The sequence below is a fragment of the Streptomyces lacrimifluminis genome (genome assembly GCF_014646095.1).
Taxonomy (GTDB): Bacteria; Actinomycetota; Actinomycetes; order Streptomycetales; family Streptomycetaceae; genus Streptomyces; species Streptomyces lacrimifluminis.
The window spans coordinates 382,246-398,859 of record NZ_BMMU01000004.1 but is presented as its reverse complement, the minus strand read 5'-3'; the positions used below and the strand labels follow the sequence as shown (position 1 = coordinate 398,859).

Genomic DNA, 16,614 nt, shown 5'->3' with positions numbered 1-16,614 from the left:
CTACTCGTCCTCGGCGCCGTCGTCGGGTACGAGTTCGTCGGGCTCCAACGCGAAGAACACCACGTAGCTACTTTCAGGCGCGTCGCCTCTCCTGATGGCGCTCTCATGGAGGTGGTTGAAGAGCTGTTGTCTACTTGCGCCTGGCAGTGGGGCGCAGGTTCCTTCGGACGTCGTCATCTCCCAGAAGCGGCCCTCACGCCACGCGATGGTGATGATCCAGTGCCAGCGCTTCCGCACGAATTCACCCATGCACTTCGACTGCCCCGTTCCCGCTTCTGCCCACTGCTGGCCGTGACGTGGGGATCTCGCCCGCGGGGTTCGTCATGATTCGGCGGAGTTCCTCGACGAGTTCGTCGGACGGCTCCGGGGCTTCTTTCACCCGGGCGTGGATCTTCGCGACGGTCTCGGGGCCGAGGATCGCGAGCCGCTCTTCGCGGGTCATGCGGCGGCCGTCGACCAGTTGCGGCCGTCCGTCGCGTTCGCCTCGTGCCAGGCCTGGCACTTCGCCAGGTCGTAGCGGCGGCCCTGGCCGGCGAACGGCTCCTCGGGCATGCCGGCCTTCAGCCACTGGGTGATCTGCCAGGTGGAGACGCCGTAGTACGTCTCGATCGCGCGCTGCGTCAGCAGGGGGACGATGCCAGCCGGGAGGGGGACGCGGCGCTCATGCTTCGTTCGTCGAGCAGGATTGTCCATGAGGACATGGCTGTCCTCTTGGTGCGTGGGTTGCTCCACCTGATCGCGTGGTTTGTCCGGCGTCCGTTGCCCGCGTAGAGGTATGCGGGTGCGGGTTGCTACGGCCTGGGTGAGGCTGTCCCCATGGCTTCCGTGATGCCCGTGGTCGTGTATCCGCCCGACGAGGATGGCGGCCGGCGCGTGCGTGTCGACGGCGAGATCCTCGGCCGGGCGTACGGGCTGGGGGACATTGCCGAGTTCCTGCGCCGGGCGGGGATCGAGGACGTAGACGAGGCGTACGTCGAGGAGTCCGGGCTGATCGAGTGGCGGGGCGGCGGGCCGGACGTGTGGGCATGACGACGGCCCCCGGCTTCCAGATGCCGGGGGCCGTTCTGTCACTGGGGGTGGCCGCAGTCCTTGACCCACCATCCGCACGTCTTGCAGTAGTCGTAGGCGTGGGCGAGGAGGCGCCGGATCATGGTGCGTTCACCTCCCCGGCGATGTGGATGTGGGTGTGGTTGGGGCGGTCCGGGACGGCTGTTGTGTAGATCAACATCCCCTTCTGGCCTTCGAGAGGGGTGACGCTGACGAGATCGTGACCTGCGCATTCGTCGCAGGAGGGGCGGTCCTCCTGCGGTGGGGGAGTGGCGGACGAATCGGACATCCGCCGGGCCGAGCGCCACAGCAGCAGTGCGCCCACCACCCACAGCGCGAGCACTCCGACCGTGGGCGAGACGGCGAACAGTGCGGCGGTCGCGATGCCCGCGAGGACGACCAGTACGCATGCGCCGGCCGTCCGGCTCGGCTCCTCCGAGGGTTCCTCGGACTGCTTCTTCGCCGCCATCACACGACCGCCGTGTACACGGTGCCGCCGAGCCAGTTCGCGGCCTGCGCGAGAGGCACCGCGGCGAACCCTGCGACGCCTGCCGAGGTGCCGAGGGTGATGCCGCACCAGGCGCCCCGCTTCAGTTGGCCGCTCGTCTCCTCGCCGGCCTTCTTTACCGCGGCGACGAACACGACTGTGGCGATGAGCACCAGGGCCGCCCCGGGGCTGGACAGCGGTACGAATGTCTTGGCCCCGGCCTGCTGGCCGACTGACTCTCCGACACCCCAGACGAGAGCCGCGTCGCCGAGCCAGTTGGACAGGCCGAGGACGCTGCTGGACGCGGTGCCGATGAGGCCGCCGATACCGAGGGCGGTGAGGCAGCCGTAGCACCAGGCCGCGAGCCAGGGCAGCAGCTTGGATGCGTGCTTGACCGGGTCTTTCATGAGCGGTTTGCGGCCGGGCCACCAGGTCATCAGCTGGTAGCCGAGGATGCACAGGCCGACGGTCACGCCGCCGAACGTCACGTAGTTCATGGGGTCCTTCAGCGGTACATGGCCACGCCGAGCGCGGCGAGGGTGATGATCAGGGCGACGGTCCCGGAGATCTTGGGGACGTCGTGCAGCGCGATGGCGCAGAGGCCGAACAGCGCGAGGAGAGCGGCGGCGGCGAAGCAAGCCGCGGCGATCACGTGTCGTCTCGTGCGGTCCGCAGGAGGCGCCGGCCGTATCCGTCGGAGACGCGGAACTTGGTTCCGATCTCGGTTCCGGTGAGGTCCGGTTCGGTGAGCAGCCAGGTGCGGACGAGGGCGACGCGGGCCTCGAAGGTGGTGTTCTGGCTGTCGGTGGTCTCGATGTCGTCCGCGCCGGTTCCGGTGTCGGTTCTGTTCGCCGGAACTGGTTCCGGTGCCGGTTCCGCCTCGGTTCCGGTGAGGGTCGGGACTGACGCGTATCCCTCGGGAAGCCGCAGGTCGAAGGCTGTTCCGCTGGTTCCGCTCGCGAGTTCCGCCACGGGTGTCCAGGGGCCGAGGACAGGCCCGATGGGGGCAGCGTCAACCATGGCCGTCTGAGCAACGGTTGGCCGCTCAATGGTGATCGGTTCCGCTGGTTCCGCCGGGGCGGAACTCGGTTCCGGTGGGAGTTCCGTCGCGGCCTCTGACGGTTCCGGTGCGGCCTCGCTGAGCCGGTGGACGCGCCACAGCACGAGCGGGGCGATGGCCGAGACGGAGACGACGAGCTGGACGTTCACGGGAAGCAACCCGACCTCGACGAGGTGCGAGGCCGCGTTCACCGCGATGAGGACGACGACGACCGCGAGGACGTCCCGGCGGGCCCGTAGCGCGGCGAGGGCGTACACGTCCAGTGCGGCCGGCACTCCGGCGGCGACGTACGTTCCGAAGCCGCATGCGACGGCGAGTTGGTACTCGGCGGACGCGAGGACGACGAGGACCGCGACGAGCGCGGCCCACAGAAGCGGGTCGCGCTTCACTGGCCCTCCCTGTCGATGATCTCGGCGAGCTGGCGGCCGAGGGCGCGCAGCTGCTCGGCGGCCTCGATGAGGTCGTCGGCGAGCTGGTTCACGTCGTCGGGCGTGCACGTCTGCGGTTCCAGGTCGGGCTCGACGTACAGGCCGATGGCCCGGTCGGTGCTGGCGAACGGGGCCTGCGAGATGAACGCCTTGAACATCGCCTGTCCCCTGGGGGCGATGACGTGCTCGGGTCCGTCGTGGCTGATGTCGACCTTGTAGCCGGCGCGGGGGTCAGGGTGTCCGGTGCACCAGTCGGGTTCGTCGATCTCCAGCGGCTTGCGGATGAAGATGTTCACGATGGCGGTGCGGGGGTCGGTGCTCACTCGCCACCGCCTGCAGGAAGGGTGACGGCCTCGGCCCAGGTCTTGCCGGCGTCGAGGGCGGCGTGCGCCTGGTCGCTGGTGACGTACCCGGTGACGGGGTGCTCGGCGAGCCGCTCGCGAAGGTACGCGGCGTCCCATGCCGGGCCCATGCCGGTGCCGTTGTCGTCGAGGAGGCTGCGCAGGGCGATCCGGGCGTGACTGACGCGGGTGACGAGGAGCCGGTCGTGCACCTCGCTCCCGCCGATGGTGGCCGGGTGCGGGAGGTCGAAGGCTTCGAGGACGGCCGCGAGGAGGTCGCGGACGGGCTCGGGGATGGTGATGTCCGTCATCGGGTGCCACCGCCCTGGCGGATCGGGGCGGGCCTGCCCTGGACGCGGCGCAGCGCCTCGTCGGGGTCCGGGTCGGAGTCGCCGGGGCGGGGCGCAATGGTGGCGGTGCGGAAGCCGGTCGCGGCCGGGGTGTAGTAGCCGGCGCCGGGCTCCATCTCGCGGTTCGCGAACGAGTAGTGGCCGGTGTCGGCGGCCCGCTCGTGGGTGTGCCGCATGACGCGGAAGTGGTGGCTGATGGACTGGCGGGCCATGACGCGGAGGAGGCCGCCGAAGTCGCGGCCGGTGTCGAGGCGGCCGAGGTAGCGGTAGAACGCGAGGAACGTGTTCTGCGCGAGGTCGTCGACGAGGTGCTTGTCGCTGACGTCGAGACGGCGGCTGATGGTCGCGCGGACCATCGGGAGGTGCTGGGTGTAGATGGCGGTGAAGCGCTCGTTGAGCTGCTGCGCCGGGGTGCCGCGGCGGGCCGCGGGCATGGCAAGATCGGCCATAGCCGTGTCTCCTCCTGGTTGTGTCAGGTAGGCGGTGCGGTCAGGCCCTTGGCTGGGACGGGAATCCCGGCCTTGGGCCGTCTTCAGTTGTGGGTGCTACTCGGTCTTCTTCTGGTAGGCGCGGATGGCCTGGTTGACGCTGGGGGTCTTGACCCCCAGCTCTCGGGCGACGGCCGCTTGGCTGCCGAGTTCTTCAGCGCCGGCGATGAGGGCGAGGGCCCGTTCGTCGGTGGCTGCTTGGTAGGCGTCGAGTGCGGCCTTCTGGTTGCGGACGGCAGCGTCGTGCCGTTCCTTCCACGTAGTCACGTCCCTCCTTGTACCGGAGGTGACTGCCTGACCTATGTAAGCACCCCTGCTTATCTGCGTCAAGCAGGTCACGCCGACGCCTTCGGCTGGTAGTGCTTCAGCAACAACAGGTCCGTCTCGCCCTTGTACTCGCAGCCGCACCACCGGCAGCGCACCGGCCCGCCGGGCAGCCGGGAGATCACCGCGCCGCACGCCGTACCGTCGTCCACCGCGTTCACGCACAGGCCGAGCCGCTGCCGTCGGGGCACAGGATCCCCGACGATGGACCGGAGTTCGGACTCCAGGCCGCGCACCTCGCGCGCCAGATCCCCGGCAGCCGGGTAGTGGGCGACGATCCACTCCAGCTCCATGCCGAGCCACCGGCAGTCCGCAGCCAGCCCGGCCGGGGGCGGCGCCCCGTGGTCCGGCCACCGCTCCCGCTGTACGTCGACCCGCCACGAGTGGACGACCTCGCCGACGTGGTTGCTCTGCATCAGGTCGAGGACGTCCTCGTTGATCGGCGACCGCGGCCCGGCCGTGCGCGCCGTGACCAACTCGCCGAACCCGGAGCGGCTCGGCACCAGGAAGTCGACCAGCTCGTTGGCCAGGTCGGGCAGCTCTTCGAGACGCGCGGCCAGCCGTACCGCGTCCCTCGTGCAGAGGTAGCCGGCCGCGATCGGGTCCTCGCACAGGCCGCACTGGTTCATACCCGGCTCCGGTGCTGGAGCCGGTACAGGCGGAGGCTGCTGAGGTACAGGTCGCCCGCGGCGCGCTTGCGGGCGGCTTCGGCTGCGGTGTGGCCACGGCGTGCGTCACGCGCGTTCCAGAAGACATGCAGCAGGCTCACGCCCTGCGCGCCGAGGGCGACTCCCACGAACAGCATCTGGATCTCGTTGTCGGTCATCTCGGCCTCCTAGAAGGGAGGAGTCTCGTCGTACCCGGCGCCCTGCGCGGCGGGCTGCTGCTGTCCGCCGCCCCATCCGCCGCTCTGGGTCTGGCCGTTGGCGGGCTGGGCGGTGGACCACGGATCATCCGCCGCCTTCTGGGAGGCAGTTCCCTGGCCGCCGCCCGCCGGGTTCTTCTCGACCTTCGCCGTCGCTCGGGCGAGGGTCGGGCCGACCTCGTCGACGTCCAGCTCGTACACCGTGCGCTTCTCGCCCTGCGTGGTCTCGTAGGACCGTTGCTTCAGTCGGCCCTGGACGATGACGCGCACGCCCTTGGCGAGGGACTCGGCGACGTTCTCGGCGGCCTTGCGCCACACCGAGCAGGTGAGGAACAGGGCGTCACCGTCCTTCCACTCGTTGGCCTGCTTGTCGAAGACGCGCGGCGTGGACGCGATACGGAACTTGGCGACGGCGACGCCGGACGGGGTGAAGCGCAGCTCGGGGTCGTCGACCAGGTTGCCGACGACAGTGATGACGGTCTCGCCTGACATGAAGGCTCCTTCGGGATCGGGGCGGCTTGTCGCAGATCTGCGACAAGCACAGGCACTCAGGGCGGGCAGCGCCCCGCTTTTTTCGGGGCACCGCCCCGAACTTGAAAAGGGATCGGGGCAGGCCTGAAAGGCGCCTGATCTGGGCTCTCTTCTGGCGCGGGGGGCGCCTGCCCCGAAAGCCCCGCTTTTCTGGAGGCACAGGGGGGTGCCGAGAGGGGACACCTTTACGCGCTCCCCATGAGTCGCTTCGGAAGGGTGTCGGCCCCTGCGCGAGTGTCTAGGTAGGGAAATAGGGGCTTTCGGGGCAGGAGATAGAGAAATAAGAAGAAACCCCAGTTCAGGACGTGTTTCCCCCTGCCCCGATTCGTTTTCAGAATCGGGGCGGTGCCCCGAAAAAAGCGGGGCAGCCAGCTCAGAACCGGGCCAGACGTTCAGGACCATCGGGTCAGCGCCTCCGACTTCAGGTGCAGCACCCGCGGCCTCGCGCCGCCCGCGCTCACCTTCGTTGTGAGGTGGCCAGGGTCTGCGGACGGCAGCAGCTCGGCGGCCAGGAGCGCCTTGTGGACCCGACCCCGGCTTGTCTGCAACGGAGTCCGCATACGGTCCGCCTGGGCGACCGCCACCGTGTACGCCGCGCCCGGGTCCAGATAGACGTCCGTGCCGGACAGCCAGCCGATCTTTTCTCCGCGCGCGGACAGCCGATCCATGTCGTCCTGGGTCCAGCCCCATCGCGTCGCCTCCGTCCGGGGAGGGACTCCGTCGGAGTTCAGGTCGGCGAGGTAGGCGCGGCCGGACGTGAGCGCCGTACGGATGGCGATCAGGTAGATCGCTTCCGCCGACATCGCCTTCGTCTCTGCGGACTGGACCGCCGAGCCGTCGAGCAGCGCCGTACGACACCGCTTGTACAGCTCCTCCTTCTCCTCCTCCGAGACGGCGCCGATCTCCTGCGCGTACCGCAGGAACCAGCGCATCCCGAGCAGAAGGCCGGCCACGGCCTCCGGGGCGCGCGCGTGGCCGTTCAGCTCCGTCGCGAGGACGTCCCGCACCTTGCCCAACTCGGCCTTCAGGTCGCCCGGCCAGTCCTCGCCGTCCTCGTACCGGGCGGCGAGCCACTGCACGTACCCGGCCATGGCCTGCGCGTACACGCCCTCATCGCCGGTCTTCTGCGCGGGGGTCAGCCGCTCGCTGGTCACGTCGTCCTTGACGATCTCAACGAGGTTGGTACGGGCCTGGAGGGACTGCCCGGGGGGCACGTCCTCCCCGGTGCACACCACCTGCGCCCGCGGGTACAACTCCGGCCGTACGGTGCCGTCGACGCGCATTCTGGAGCGGCCCGCGCTGTTCGCCGAGCCGCGCACCAGGCGTTCGACCTTCTCGTTCAGCTTCGCCAGGTCTGTCTTGGTGGCGGCGGCCTGGGGCACGTAGTCGTCGACGACCATCAGTACGTTCGCGAGCTGGAAGGCGATCCCCTCGATGGCGTTCGCCGTCGACTGCCACCCGGTAGGGAAGCCCCGGACTGTCAGCTCGGGCCCGAAGTGCTGCGCGCAAAGGGCCGCGATGTGGCTCTTGAACGCGCCTGTCCCTCCGAACGTCCACAGCGTGGTTTCCGGCTGGAGCGGTAGCGGCGCGCGGTAGGTGGCGCACAGCTGAGGCGCCATCACCTTGTCCGGGCCCAGGTCGAACAGGGCCAGCGACGCCTTGACCGCGCCGACGGCCTGCTCCTTATCCGGGGCGGGCAGCGCGTACCTGTTCAGCTTCTCGGTGCCCAGGTCGACGGCGGTGGTCTCGTCCATGCCGTCTGCGCCGAGCGCGCCGGTCGACGTGAGGAACACGCGCCGGCCGTCGATCTCGGCCCAACCGGTGAACGCGTAGGTGGTGCGCTCCTCGACCATTCCGAGGCTCAGGTACTGGGCGGCGGCCACTACATGCGCTTCGTCGCGGGAGCACGGGTGGATGATGGCCCGGCCGCCGATCGCGTCGTATGCCCAGTCGCGGGCCCCCTTCAGCCCGGCCTTCGTCACTTGGACGGTCCCTTCCGCACCGTTGACGCTGCTGGCGACCTTGATGGTGAACAGCTTCTGCGTTTCGCTCCCGGTGTACCGGGTGATCTCCTCGGTGATCATCGGGACGAAGTTCGCCAGGTGTACCGGGCCGAAGTGGCCGTTGAAGTGCAGCCCCTCGCCGTCGGTGTAGTACGGCGCGGGTGGCGCCTCCGGGAGGCCATCGAACATGTCGTCGCGCTCGGCGCGCGCTGCTGCGGACAGGGCCGCGCGCGCTTCCTTGACTGCGTCGTTCCAGTCGGCCGGCTTTACGGCCTTCGCGGTGACCAGCGCGTTCTTGTAGATACGGAGCTTGATGTCTCCGAGAGGGATCACCCACAGGGCAATGCTGTAGATGAGGTTCTGCCGCGCCTCTTCGTTCTCGACCTTGTCGAACAGTGCGACGGTGGCGGCGAGGTCGCTGTAGTCGTACTGCTGCTCCTCGCCGTCGTCGTCCGTCGGTGCCTCGTTGGCCGTGTCCGCGGCCGTGTCGCTGGTGGTCACTTCCCGGCCTCCCGGTAGGAGGCGCGGATGATGGCCATGGCCTGGTCGTTGTCGAGTCCGGCGCGGATGGCGGCCTTGCGGAAGGCGTCGGCGATGGCCTTCGGCTCGACCTTGGCCTCACGGCCGGCCGTGAACCCGTTGCGTGCGGCCCATTGGAGGAGCCCTGCAACCCCGTCTCCCGATGCCCCGGCGACCTTGGTCACCAGCGTCCTCAGGCGCTTCGCGGGGTGCATGTAGGTGCGAGGGCGCGGCGCGGTCGTGGCGCTCTGCTGTAGCCCGGCCTCCTCGCCCTCGTGGCGCCCGGTGGCTTGCCGGACGTCGTCGAGGACGACGGCAGGCAGGGCGAGTGCGGCGGCGGTCGCACCGTCGCGGCCGTGGGCGGCGCGGATGATGTCGCGGCAGGCCTCGGACTCGTCGCCACCGTGATGGAGCGCCGCGAACAGCTGGCCCGGGGAGAGGACATGGCCGATGGCGGCTGCGGTGATGCCGGGGAAGTTGTCGCTGCGGATGGTGACGGCGGCGCCGTCCTTGTGGACGGCGATGCCGTCCTTGGAGCAGGTGTCGTCCCAGCCGGGCCGGTTCCAGCGTTGGCAGCTGCCGCAGTACGAGCAGTTGCCCGGGAGTTGCTCGGCGTAGGTGGCGCCGACGTGCATGAGGATCTCGCCGCAGCATGCGTGATCGCCGAGGATCTCCATCGGTCCCCGTCCGCTGCGCGTCGGGCCGGTGCGTGACGTATTGCCGCGCGGTGCGGAGGGCTTCGGGGCCGCGCGCTCCTTCGGCTTCGGCTTCAGGTCGGCGGCCAGTTTGCGGATGTCGTCCAGGGAGTAGCGGATGCCGGTGTCCTCGACGACCTTGCACAGGGTGGGGACGCGGCCCAGCTTGCGGTTGACGGTGCCGGGCAGGCGCAGCACCCGCGCCAAGTCCCTCACGCCGGTGCCGTAGCCGAAGCCCATCGTCTTCGCGCCGGCGAGCAGGATGTTCTGCCAGTCCCCGGCGAGCCCGGCGGCCTCCTCGAAGTCCAGGTCCTCGCCGATGACGAGCGGCCGGTCGAACTCGGTCCAGACGTACAGCCCGGCGCCCGAGTTCTCGACTCGGGTGGGCGGGGGCAGCTTCGCGAAGCGCTGGACGTCGCGTGCCTCGTCGGCGTTGCCGGGCAGGTCGGTCGCCTTGTGGAGGTCGTTGCCGAAGTCGATGTCGGACCACATGCCGAAGAGGGCGCGGGAGTCTCGGGCGCTGCCTCGGGTCCCGGCGGGGAACCGGGACGTGACGGTGGTGACGCGGCGGTAGATGCCCTCCGCCCCCGCGCGGTCCTCCGCCATGACCCAGGCGACAGCGCGGTCCAGGTCGTCGGTCTGGATGCCGGTCCAGTTGTTCTTGGAGCAGAGCGAGACGAGGCCCGGCGCCTCGAAACGGGGGGCGAGCGAGGCCCGGATGATGTCCGGGTCTGCGGCCAGCGACTCGGTGTTGGTGTTCACGAACGTGTCTCTCGATTCCCGTGATGCCGATGGTGTTCGTGATGGCGCGGCGCTACCCCCCGGCGGCGCCGCGCTCGCGTCACCGGGCGGGCTGGATCTTGGCCTTGTCGCGGGCGGCGTTGAGCTGCTGCATACAGACGGTGTCGCCGCCGCGGTCGGGATGGAGGACAGGGACGAGCGCCTTGTACGCCTTGTTTCCGAGGTCGCTGCCGAGCGCCTTGTACATGGAGTCGGCCCACGTGTCCGGGTTGCGCTCGGCCCGGGGCGGCGGGGCGCTGTACTGCCGACCGGCCCCGCCCTGGTGGGTGGTGCGGATGGTGAAGCCGGCCAGGCGAAGCGTGGATTCCAGAAGGTCGATGGCATGGAGCTCGACGACCCAGCACTTCTCCGTCTTGTCCCAGCGGCGCCAGCCGTGGGGCAGGTCCTTGATGTAGTCCTTGGCCTCGAAGGGGCTGTGCACCTTGGCGTCGAACGCGCCGACCTCGATGTGGACGACGTTGCTCACCGGGCACCTCCTACGACCTGGGCGACGGACGCCACGATGTCGGTGGTGTGCCGCTCGCAGGCCGGGAAGTCGTAGCGGATGTCGGGCCCCGTGAAGGTGCTGACGACGTTCTTCGCGGTGGCCTGGCAGCCGGGGCAGCGGTAGCCGCGCTGGTTGTGCGGCGAGTTCGGCCCGTCGGGGCAGTCGCACCAGGTGCACTGTTCGCCGTTGGCGGGCGTGATCGCGACCGGTACGAGGCTCGGGTCGGCGGCGGCGTCCCGTGCGGCGGCCAAGGTCTGGTCGGAGCGGAACGTGTCCTGCGGAGTGCGGGTCACCACCCCTCCTCCCGGTCTTCCTGGCGCTGGATCCGGACGAGTTCGACGTACGCGCCGAGCACCTCGTTCGTGTAGCGGGCCTGCTGGTCGCGGTCGAGGAGCGCCCACATCCGCACGCCGGCCACGACGGGCAGCTCGTCGGGGTAGCGCTGCTCGACCTGGAGGAACGCCGCGTACAGGTCGGACTGCTGGAACCCGTCGACGACGTCCGCGAACTGGGTCTCGCCGTCGGCGGGCAGGCGCCGTTCGATGGCGGTGTCGCCGTGGACGCGCTGGCAGTCTGGGGTCTCGGGGACCGTGGTAGCCGTGCCGACGAGCCGGAGCAGGTTGCGGACGATGGCCTTTGTCTCGGTGTTGTTGAACCGGGACGGCGCGCGCTCCAGTTGCTGGGCGAGGGCGAGCCACGCCTGATCGGGGCTGGTGGTGCGGAGGTAGGCGGTACCGCAGGTGGCGTGCCACCAGGTTCCGGAGATCTTCGTGATCTTCTGTCCGGCCGCAGGGACCGCGCCACAGCCCGGGCATGTGCTGCCCCATGCGGTGGTCTCGAAAACGTTTCCACCGGTCGAGACGACCGGGCCACCGGGGATGGGGCCCTTCGACTCGGAGAGGCTGATACGGATCGGCTCGTTCACGCCGCCACCTCCTTGATCGTGGGCTGGAAAAAGGCGGCCCTGATACGGGCCCGCTGATCATCTGAGAGCGGGGGAGCGGCGGCCACGATGCGGTCGACGCGCGCCCAGTAGGCGTCGTTGAGGGCGTCGTCGTCGAAGCGGCGGGGACGGTCGGGCCGGGCCGGGCGGCCGGAGAGGGTGTCCCCCCAGGCCGCCACGGTGTTGGTCTCGGCGCTCACGCGGTCGCCCACTCGGACTCGTCCCGGCCGAGGGCGCGACCGAGTGCGCGGGTGAGTGTGTCCCACACCCGGTCGGGGTCCCCGGTCTCCAGGATCATCCCGACTGCCACGTCCAGCGCCCTGTCGATGATCCCGCCGCTCTTCCCCTTCTCCTCGGCGATCATCCGCAAGGCGCGGACGACCTTCGGCCGGGCCGCCGCGTGCGCGTCGGGCAGCCGGTCAGCCGCGTCCGCCAGGTCCCAGCCCTTAGGGACCAGGTACGAGGCCGGGCTGTCGTCGCGGGTGACGACCCTGGGGACGCCGCTGCCGCTGCCCAGTTCGACGTCCAGACGGAGCCGGGACGCTTCCCGGAACAGGGCGGTGATGTCCGGCCCCATCCCGTCGAGGATCACCTCGCGGACGGTGTACCCGTGCTGCCGCAGCGAGTAGCGGGCGAGCCAGACGGCGGTGCCGGGGTTGGCGAGGTGCCGGTCGTAGACGAGGGTGGCCGTGCCGTCGGTGCGGCGGACGTCGCGGATTTCGGCGGCCTTGTCGGGGGAGGCGACGGAGCCTCGGCGGACCGTGAGCGTGAGGTCCCAGGGGATGGTGATCGTCATGCCGTCACCACCGTCAGCTCGGAGTACCGGGCGCGCAGCTCGGCGACCATGTTCTGGGTGAACCGCGCGGCCAGCTCGGGGGTGTACCGGTGCGGGAGGGCGGTCCGCATGGACTGGTCGACGGCGTCGGGAAGAGCGGCGATGAGCCTGTCGCGCGCGAATCCCTCGAACCCGGCTCGCAGTACTGACTCTCCGATGTCGGCGGGCAGCGTGTTGGCTGCCTGCCGGAGCCCTGCGACGAGGTCGGCCGGCATGTCGGCCGGGGGGACGCGCGGGTCCACGGCCTGCTGGGCGGCCGGGTTGTGGTCGATGTTGTAGGCCGGGGCCTCGGCCTTGATGGCCGTGGCTTCTTCGGCGAGAGCGTGGTCCCGGCTCGGGTGCCATTCGATGGTCTTCTGTCCGACCAGCGGCCACCACGGCTTGGAGTCGCGGTGCTGCTTGAAGCGCCGGTCGGGGTCGGTCGAGATGCCGATGTACAGGAGGGTCGTCCCGTCGGCGCCGTACAGGCGGTAAAGGGCGGTGGGCTCGCACTGCGCTCTCGGGTCCGGCATCGTCGCTGACACCAGGAGTTGTACCTTGGTCATTGAGACGTCTCTTTCCGGCGGCGGCACTGATGGGGTGGCTAGACCCCGGGTGCCGCCGTCTTGCTGGTTAGTGCTGGTTGGTGAGGGCGTTCTCGTCAGACGGCGTCGGGCGGCTAGGCCCGGCGCCGTCGCTGTTTTCCGGCGCGATGTGGAGGACCCGAAGCAGGTCCTCGGTGATCACGCGGTACGCCTTGCCGGCGCGGAGCACCTTGCAGGGGAACTGATCGGTCCTGGCCAGGGCATAAGCCGTGGTTCGACCGATCCCGAAGGCCCGTGCGGCGGTCTCCACGTCAACGGCGGCGGGAAGCGCGAGCAGCTCACTCCGGGTGAGCGGGCCGCGCAGGGTGGCCGTTGTCATTATTCGTGGCACTCCTTGCGGAAGTTGTTTCCTGGGGAAGTGGTGCCGAGTCTGGACCCCTCATTCCGGCCGTGTCAAGCGCTGCTGTCTTGTGCGCTCACAGAAGTCGTGACACCGTTGCTGAATCCTGACAACGCGTCTGGGCTCGCTGGCGTACGTGCCGCATAGTCCAAGTCCGTTCGGCTGGTCCGAGCCATCAATGCCGTGGGAGTCTCGCCGACATGACCCAACCCCCCGCCCCTGACTGGTCCACTCGTCTCGCCCTGTCGGTTGCTCGCGAGGTTCGGCGGCACCGGCAGAGCCAAGGGTTGAGCGCGCAGCAGCTCGCCGATCGCTGCACCGAGGTCGGCATGCCGATCCAGCGATCGGTGTTGGCCAACCTTGAGAGCGGCCGACGCACGACAGTGACGATCGCGGAGGTTCTCGTGCTTGCTGCCGCCCTGAATGTCCCTCCCGCCGCCTTGGTTTTTCCTGTGGGGCGAACGGACGTGGTGGAGGCTCTACCAGGAAAGGAAATTGACCCGCTGAATGCTGTGGAATGGTTCAGCGGCGTTAGGTCGATTGACTCAAAGGTTCCGTTCTCCAGGAACGCATTGTTCCTTTATCGGAGGCATCGAGCCCTGGTGAAGGATCTACGCGCGCGTCTCGCTCAGAGGGAAGAGCTCCGGGCGCATTATGCCCGTGCCGACGATGCAATCGCGGCTGAACGGTTGCAAGCTGCGACGGAACACTTGATTCAAGCTCAGGCGGAAGAAGCTGCTGCTCAGGATCGACTCGACCGGGCGATCTCGGAAGGTGACGAAAGCTCGCTACCTCGCGCTCATCTTCTACGGTCCGTAGTTGCAGTTAATGAGGCAATGGCTGAAAGGCGGAGAGCGGAGATGGAGGCCGGGAACGCTACGTACATTAAGATGAGTTTGGATAGTGCTGATGAGCTTATCCGTGAACGTGCGATGGACTTGGAAAAAGCCCGAATCGACATGCGGGACTGGGGCCTGCTTCTTCCTCGCCTGAGGGATGATCTACACGGAATTGTTCGCGAACTGCCGGAGGCTGAGGTGTCAGGTGTGCTGGCCGATGGCCCATTGGGCGTCGAAGGGGAGTAGTACATGCCTGCATCTCGCCGCGCTGGCGGCATCAGTAAACGCTGCGAGTGCCGCGGCCCGGACGGCAAACGGCTCGGGACGACGTGCCCACAGTTGACGAAGCGCAGCCACGGCAACCACGAGCTGCACCAGGAACTCCCCGTCGACTCCGACGGGCAGCGCCGGCGCTTCCGCCGCACCGGCTACCCCCTGGCGAAGGACGCGCAGACCGACCTCGACCGCATCCGCGCCATCCTCGAACTCGCCGGGGACGACGAGGACGGGCAATGCCGTGTCGGCGACCTCCTCGCGGGCCTGATGGCGGCGCGACGACCGATACCCGAACCGGTCGAGGTGTCCCGCAAGCTCGGCGTGGGCGTGCCCCTCGACGGGAAGATGACCATCACCGAGTGGCTCGACACGTGGGTGGCGTCCAAGAAGACCAAGGGCACCACCACCGACGGCTACAAGTCCCACATCCGCGTGCACCTCGCGCCAGGCCTGGGCCACTACCGGGTCGACAAGCTCACCGTCGCCCACGTCCAGGAGTTCTTCGACCGGATCGACGAGACCAACGAGACCATCGCCGCCGAGAACGCCGCCCGGCGTGAGCAGGAAGCGCGCGCCAAGTGGGGGAAGGCTTCCCGCCCGCCAGCCGCCGAGTCGGAGCGCTTGGCCGTCGAGCGGGAGAAGCTCGCCGCGATGCCGCCCTACCGGACCATCACCGGTCCGGCGACGAAGCAGCGGATCCGGGCGACGCTCCGTACCGCGCTGAACGCGGCGATCCGGCGGCAGCTCATCACCTTCAATCCGGCGTCCTGGGTGGAGCTCGACTCCGGGAAACGGCCCAAGGCCGCGCTGTGGGCTGAGCAGCATGTCGAGCACTGGCGCGCGACGGGGGAGAAGCCGTCGGCGGTCATGGTGTGGACGCCCGCGCAGATCGGCGCGTTCCTCGACGAGGCCGAGTCGAGCCGCCTCTACGCCCTGTTCCACCTCGTCGCGTTCCGGGGCCTGCGCCGTGGTGAGGCGGTCGGGCAGGACTGGCGGGACGTCGACCTCGACGGGCAGGCGATCACGATCGCCAAGAACATCGTGGTGCGCCAGTGGACGCCCGAGGAAGGCGTGCCGAAGACGGACAGCAGCGCGGCCACGATCGCCCTCGACTCCCTGAACGTGACTGTGCTGCGCGAGCACAAGGCCCGGCAGCCGGCCGAGCGGGTCGCCTGGAACGAGTACGCGGCCAAGGAGCGGGCCAAGGGCAAGAAGGTGGACGACTGGACGGACACGGGGAAGGCGTTCGTCGATGTCGACGGCCGGTGGCTGCACCCGGAGAAGGTGTCGGACGAGTTCCGCCGCGTCTGCCAGCGGGCAGACCTGCCGCCGATCAACCTCCGGGATCTGAGGCACTGTGCGGCGACGCTGATCCATGCGGGCGGGGGAGACCTGCACGCGATCAAGGAGACGCTGCGGCACGACGACATCCGGCTGACGTCCAACACGTACACGAGCCTGCTGAAGGAAGTCGACCTGGAGATCGCGGAGAAGGCGGCGCTGGTCGTACCGCGTGCCCGGAAGGCGAGCTGAGGCGCGGGGCAGCACTGACAACGGGCCGTCGTAGGAGTACCGTTGGGGGGACGAGGCAAGGCCTCCGACCTGCGGGTCGGGGGCCTTTCTGCTCGGCCATTGCTCGGCCGAACGCTCCGGAAGTGCCCGAAAGAAGGCGACAGAAGACGGCACGGGGAGGCGACGGAAGCGCCCCGGATCATGCCCGTGACCAGCACTAAGTGAACGACTCCGACAGCGACCGGCACAAGACGTAATTAGGCGTATCAACGTCACCGGAGACTCATAATCCGTCGGCCGTGGGTTCGAGTCCCACCCGCCCCACCTGCGCAGGATCTGACCTGCGGAAACGTTCGTTTTTGGGTGTCGGGGCGTCAAGTTTGGCTGGACGGGCTGGATCCGCTGCTCGTGGGTTGACGGTGCGGCGGTGCTCGGGGGAGATCCAACCCGTCTGATCTGCGGCTGAGTAGATGATTGAGGCTGTCGCTCGGGGCGGCTGCCTTGAGGCCGATGAGAAAACCCAGGGGCCGTACCGGGGCCGGGACCGCGGAGCCGTGGCCAAGGCGACGGTGTCTCCAGGCTGGTTCGTGTCGTTCCAACGGCAGGTTGCACAGCAAGGGCTGCTGTCCCCGACGCGGCAGTCGTCCCGGGCGGGCATGCCGGTGCCCGGCCGCGTCCAGGGGCGCGTCGGCCGTGCGGTCGGCGGGGTTGGCCCGGCGCTCGCATCCTGGTCTCGCCTGTGGACCTCGTCGCGGAGAGCAGCAGGCGTGTTTCCGCGCGCCGAAACGACGGCGGAGGAGATGCGGCGGCCGGGCGGCGATGGCATCCGTACATGGACTACGTATTCCTACCGATGTGT

26 protein-coding genes are annotated in these 16,614 nt (G+C 69.1%); 3 read left to right on the top strand and 23 right to left on the bottom strand.

Features of this window, described 5'->3' with window-relative positions; all coding sequences use genetic code 11:
- From IEY89_RS09400 to IEY89_RS09390, 3 genes are read right to left on the bottom strand one after another with little or no spacing between them, the layout of a single operon-like run.
- The gene (locus IEY89_RS09400) at positions 1 to 249 is read right to left on the bottom strand and encodes a hypothetical protein (RefSeq protein WP_189146827.1); all 249 of its coding nucleotides are present in this window, start codon (positions 247 to 249) and stop codon (positions 1 to 3) included.
- Positions 242 to 442: a hypothetical protein gene (locus IEY89_RS09395; protein WP_189146826.1), complete on the bottom strand. Its 201-nt coding sequence runs from the start codon at positions 440 to 442 to the stop codon at positions 242 to 244. The genes IEY89_RS09400 and IEY89_RS09395 overlap by 8 nt, the downstream gene beginning before the upstream one ends.
- Positions 439 to 693, bottom strand: a complete 255-nt coding sequence (locus IEY89_RS09390) for a hypothetical protein (RefSeq protein ID WP_189146825.1) — start codon at positions 691 to 693, stop codon at positions 439 to 441. The genes IEY89_RS09395 and IEY89_RS09390 overlap by 4 nt, the downstream gene beginning before the upstream one ends.
- Positions 694 to 816: 123 nt before the next feature.
- On the opposite strand from IEY89_RS09390, the gene IEY89_RS09385 reads away from it, so the two are divergent.
- The gene (locus IEY89_RS09385) at positions 817 to 1,029 is read left to right on the top strand and encodes a hypothetical protein (protein WP_189146824.1); all 213 of its coding nucleotides are present in this window, start codon (positions 817 to 819) and stop codon (positions 1,027 to 1,029) included.
- A gap of 118 nt (positions 1,030 to 1,147) precedes the next feature.
- Here the strand turns inward: IEY89_RS09385 and IEY89_RS09380 are convergent, their stop codons facing one another.
- The 20 genes from IEY89_RS09380 to IEY89_RS09285 form a co-directional block, all read right to left on the bottom strand.
- Entirely contained in the window at positions 1,148 to 1,516 is a 369-nt protein-coding gene (locus IEY89_RS09380) for a hypothetical protein (protein WP_189146823.1), read from the bottom strand.
- On the bottom strand, positions 1,516 to 2,031 hold the full coding sequence (locus tag IEY89_RS09375) for a hypothetical protein (protein WP_189146822.1): 516 nt from the start codon (positions 2,029 to 2,031) through the stop codon (positions 1,516 to 1,518). The genes IEY89_RS09380 and IEY89_RS09375 overlap by 1 nt, the downstream gene beginning before the upstream one ends.
- Before the next feature lie 8 nt (positions 2,032 to 2,039).
- Positions 2,040 to 2,186 (bottom strand): hypothetical protein, encoded by a 147-nt coding sequence (locus IEY89_RS09370; protein ID WP_189146821.1) that lies wholly within the window; start codon positions 2,184 to 2,186, stop codon positions 2,040 to 2,042.
- Positions 2,183 to 2,983, bottom strand: coding sequence for a hypothetical protein (locus IEY89_RS09365; protein WP_189146820.1), 801 nt, complete (start codon positions 2,981 to 2,983; stop codon positions 2,183 to 2,185). Before IEY89_RS09365 ends, IEY89_RS09370 begins: the two co-directional genes overlap by 4 nt.
- On the bottom strand, positions 2,980 to 3,345 hold the full coding sequence (locus IEY89_RS09360) for a DUF6907 domain-containing protein (protein ID WP_189146819.1): 366 nt from the start codon (positions 3,343 to 3,345) through the stop codon (positions 2,980 to 2,982). Before IEY89_RS09360 ends, IEY89_RS09365 begins: the two co-directional genes overlap by 4 nt.
- The gene (locus tag IEY89_RS09355; RefSeq protein WP_189146818.1) at positions 3,342 to 3,674 is read right to left on the bottom strand and encodes a hypothetical protein; all 333 of its coding nucleotides are present in this window, start codon (positions 3,672 to 3,674) and stop codon (positions 3,342 to 3,344) included. Before IEY89_RS09355 ends, IEY89_RS09360 begins: the two co-directional genes overlap by 4 nt.
- Complete coding sequence (locus IEY89_RS09350; protein ID WP_189146817.1) at positions 3,671 to 4,162, bottom strand: sigma-70 family RNA polymerase sigma factor; 492 nt, start codon at positions 4,160 to 4,162, stop codon at positions 3,671 to 3,673. Before IEY89_RS09350 ends, IEY89_RS09355 begins: the two co-directional genes overlap by 4 nt.
- Before the next feature lie 96 nt (positions 4,163 to 4,258).
- On the bottom strand, positions 4,259 to 4,468 hold the full coding sequence (locus IEY89_RS09345) for a hypothetical protein (protein ID WP_189146816.1): 210 nt from the start codon (positions 4,466 to 4,468) through the stop codon (positions 4,259 to 4,261).
- Between the two features lie 68 nt (positions 4,469 to 4,536).
- A complete protein-coding gene (locus tag IEY89_RS09340; protein WP_189146815.1) occupies positions 4,537 to 5,154 on the bottom strand; it encodes a hypothetical protein in 618 nt (205 codons plus the stop codon).
- Positions 5,151 to 5,351 carry a hypothetical protein gene (locus IEY89_RS09335; protein WP_189146814.1) on the bottom strand — a complete coding sequence of 67 codons (201 nt, stop codon included), beginning with the start codon at positions 5,349 to 5,351 and terminating at the stop codon, positions 5,151 to 5,153. Before IEY89_RS09335 ends, IEY89_RS09340 begins: the two co-directional genes overlap by 4 nt.
- 9 nt (positions 5,352 to 5,360) lie before the next feature.
- Positions 5,361 to 5,882 (bottom strand): single-stranded DNA-binding protein, encoded by a 522-nt coding sequence (locus IEY89_RS09330; protein ID WP_189146813.1) that lies wholly within the window; start codon positions 5,880 to 5,882, stop codon positions 5,361 to 5,363.
- Between the two features lie 431 nt (positions 5,883 to 6,313).
- Complete coding sequence (locus IEY89_RS09325) at positions 6,314 to 8,425, bottom strand: hypothetical protein (protein WP_189146812.1); 2,112 nt, start codon at positions 8,423 to 8,425, stop codon at positions 6,314 to 6,316.
- Positions 8,422 to 9,900 carry a hypothetical protein gene (locus IEY89_RS09320; protein ID WP_189146811.1) on the bottom strand — a complete coding sequence of 493 codons (1,479 nt, stop codon included), beginning with the start codon at positions 9,898 to 9,900 and terminating at the stop codon, positions 8,422 to 8,424. Before IEY89_RS09320 ends, IEY89_RS09325 begins: the two co-directional genes overlap by 4 nt.
- Before the next feature lie 79 nt (positions 9,901 to 9,979).
- Positions 9,980 to 10,405 (bottom strand): hypothetical protein, encoded by a 426-nt coding sequence (locus tag IEY89_RS09315; protein ID WP_189146810.1) that lies wholly within the window; start codon positions 10,403 to 10,405, stop codon positions 9,980 to 9,982.
- Complete coding sequence (locus tag IEY89_RS09310; RefSeq protein ID WP_189146809.1) at positions 10,402 to 10,719, bottom strand: hypothetical protein; 318 nt, start codon at positions 10,717 to 10,719, stop codon at positions 10,402 to 10,404. The genes IEY89_RS09315 and IEY89_RS09310 overlap by 4 nt, the downstream gene beginning before the upstream one ends.
- Positions 10,716 to 11,351 carry a hypothetical protein gene (locus IEY89_RS09305; protein WP_189146808.1) on the bottom strand — a complete coding sequence of 212 codons (636 nt, stop codon included), beginning with the start codon at positions 11,349 to 11,351 and terminating at the stop codon, positions 10,716 to 10,718. Before IEY89_RS09305 ends, IEY89_RS09310 begins: the two co-directional genes overlap by 4 nt.
- Positions 11,348 to 11,569, bottom strand: coding sequence for a hypothetical protein (locus IEY89_RS09300; RefSeq protein ID WP_189146807.1), 222 nt, complete (start codon positions 11,567 to 11,569; stop codon positions 11,348 to 11,350). The genes IEY89_RS09305 and IEY89_RS09300 overlap by 4 nt, the downstream gene beginning before the upstream one ends.
- Entirely contained in the window at positions 11,566 to 12,165 is a 600-nt protein-coding gene (locus IEY89_RS09295; RefSeq protein ID WP_189146806.1) for a hypothetical protein, read from the bottom strand. Before IEY89_RS09295 ends, IEY89_RS09300 begins: the two co-directional genes overlap by 4 nt.
- On the bottom strand, positions 12,162 to 12,749 hold the full coding sequence (locus IEY89_RS09290; protein ID WP_189146805.1) for a GIY-YIG nuclease family protein: 588 nt from the start codon (positions 12,747 to 12,749) through the stop codon (positions 12,162 to 12,164). The genes IEY89_RS09295 and IEY89_RS09290 overlap by 4 nt, the downstream gene beginning before the upstream one ends.
- Positions 12,750 to 12,816: 67 nt before the next feature.
- The gene (locus IEY89_RS09285; RefSeq protein ID WP_189146804.1) at positions 12,817 to 13,107 is read right to left on the bottom strand and encodes a helix-turn-helix domain-containing protein; all 291 of its coding nucleotides are present in this window, start codon (positions 13,105 to 13,107) and stop codon (positions 12,817 to 12,819) included.
- A gap of 221 nt (positions 13,108 to 13,328) precedes the next feature.
- On the opposite strand from IEY89_RS09285, the gene IEY89_RS09280 reads away from it, so the two are divergent.
- Positions 13,329 to 14,213, top strand: a complete 885-nt coding sequence (locus IEY89_RS09280) for a helix-turn-helix domain-containing protein (RefSeq protein WP_268240725.1) — start codon at positions 13,329 to 13,331, stop codon at positions 14,211 to 14,213.
- A gap of 3 nt (positions 14,214 to 14,216) precedes the next feature.
- A complete protein-coding gene (locus tag IEY89_RS09275; RefSeq protein ID WP_189146802.1) occupies positions 14,217 to 15,776 on the top strand; it encodes a site-specific integrase in 1,560 nt (519 codons plus the stop codon).
- The last annotated feature ends 838 nt before the right edge of the window (positions 15,777 to 16,614 follow it).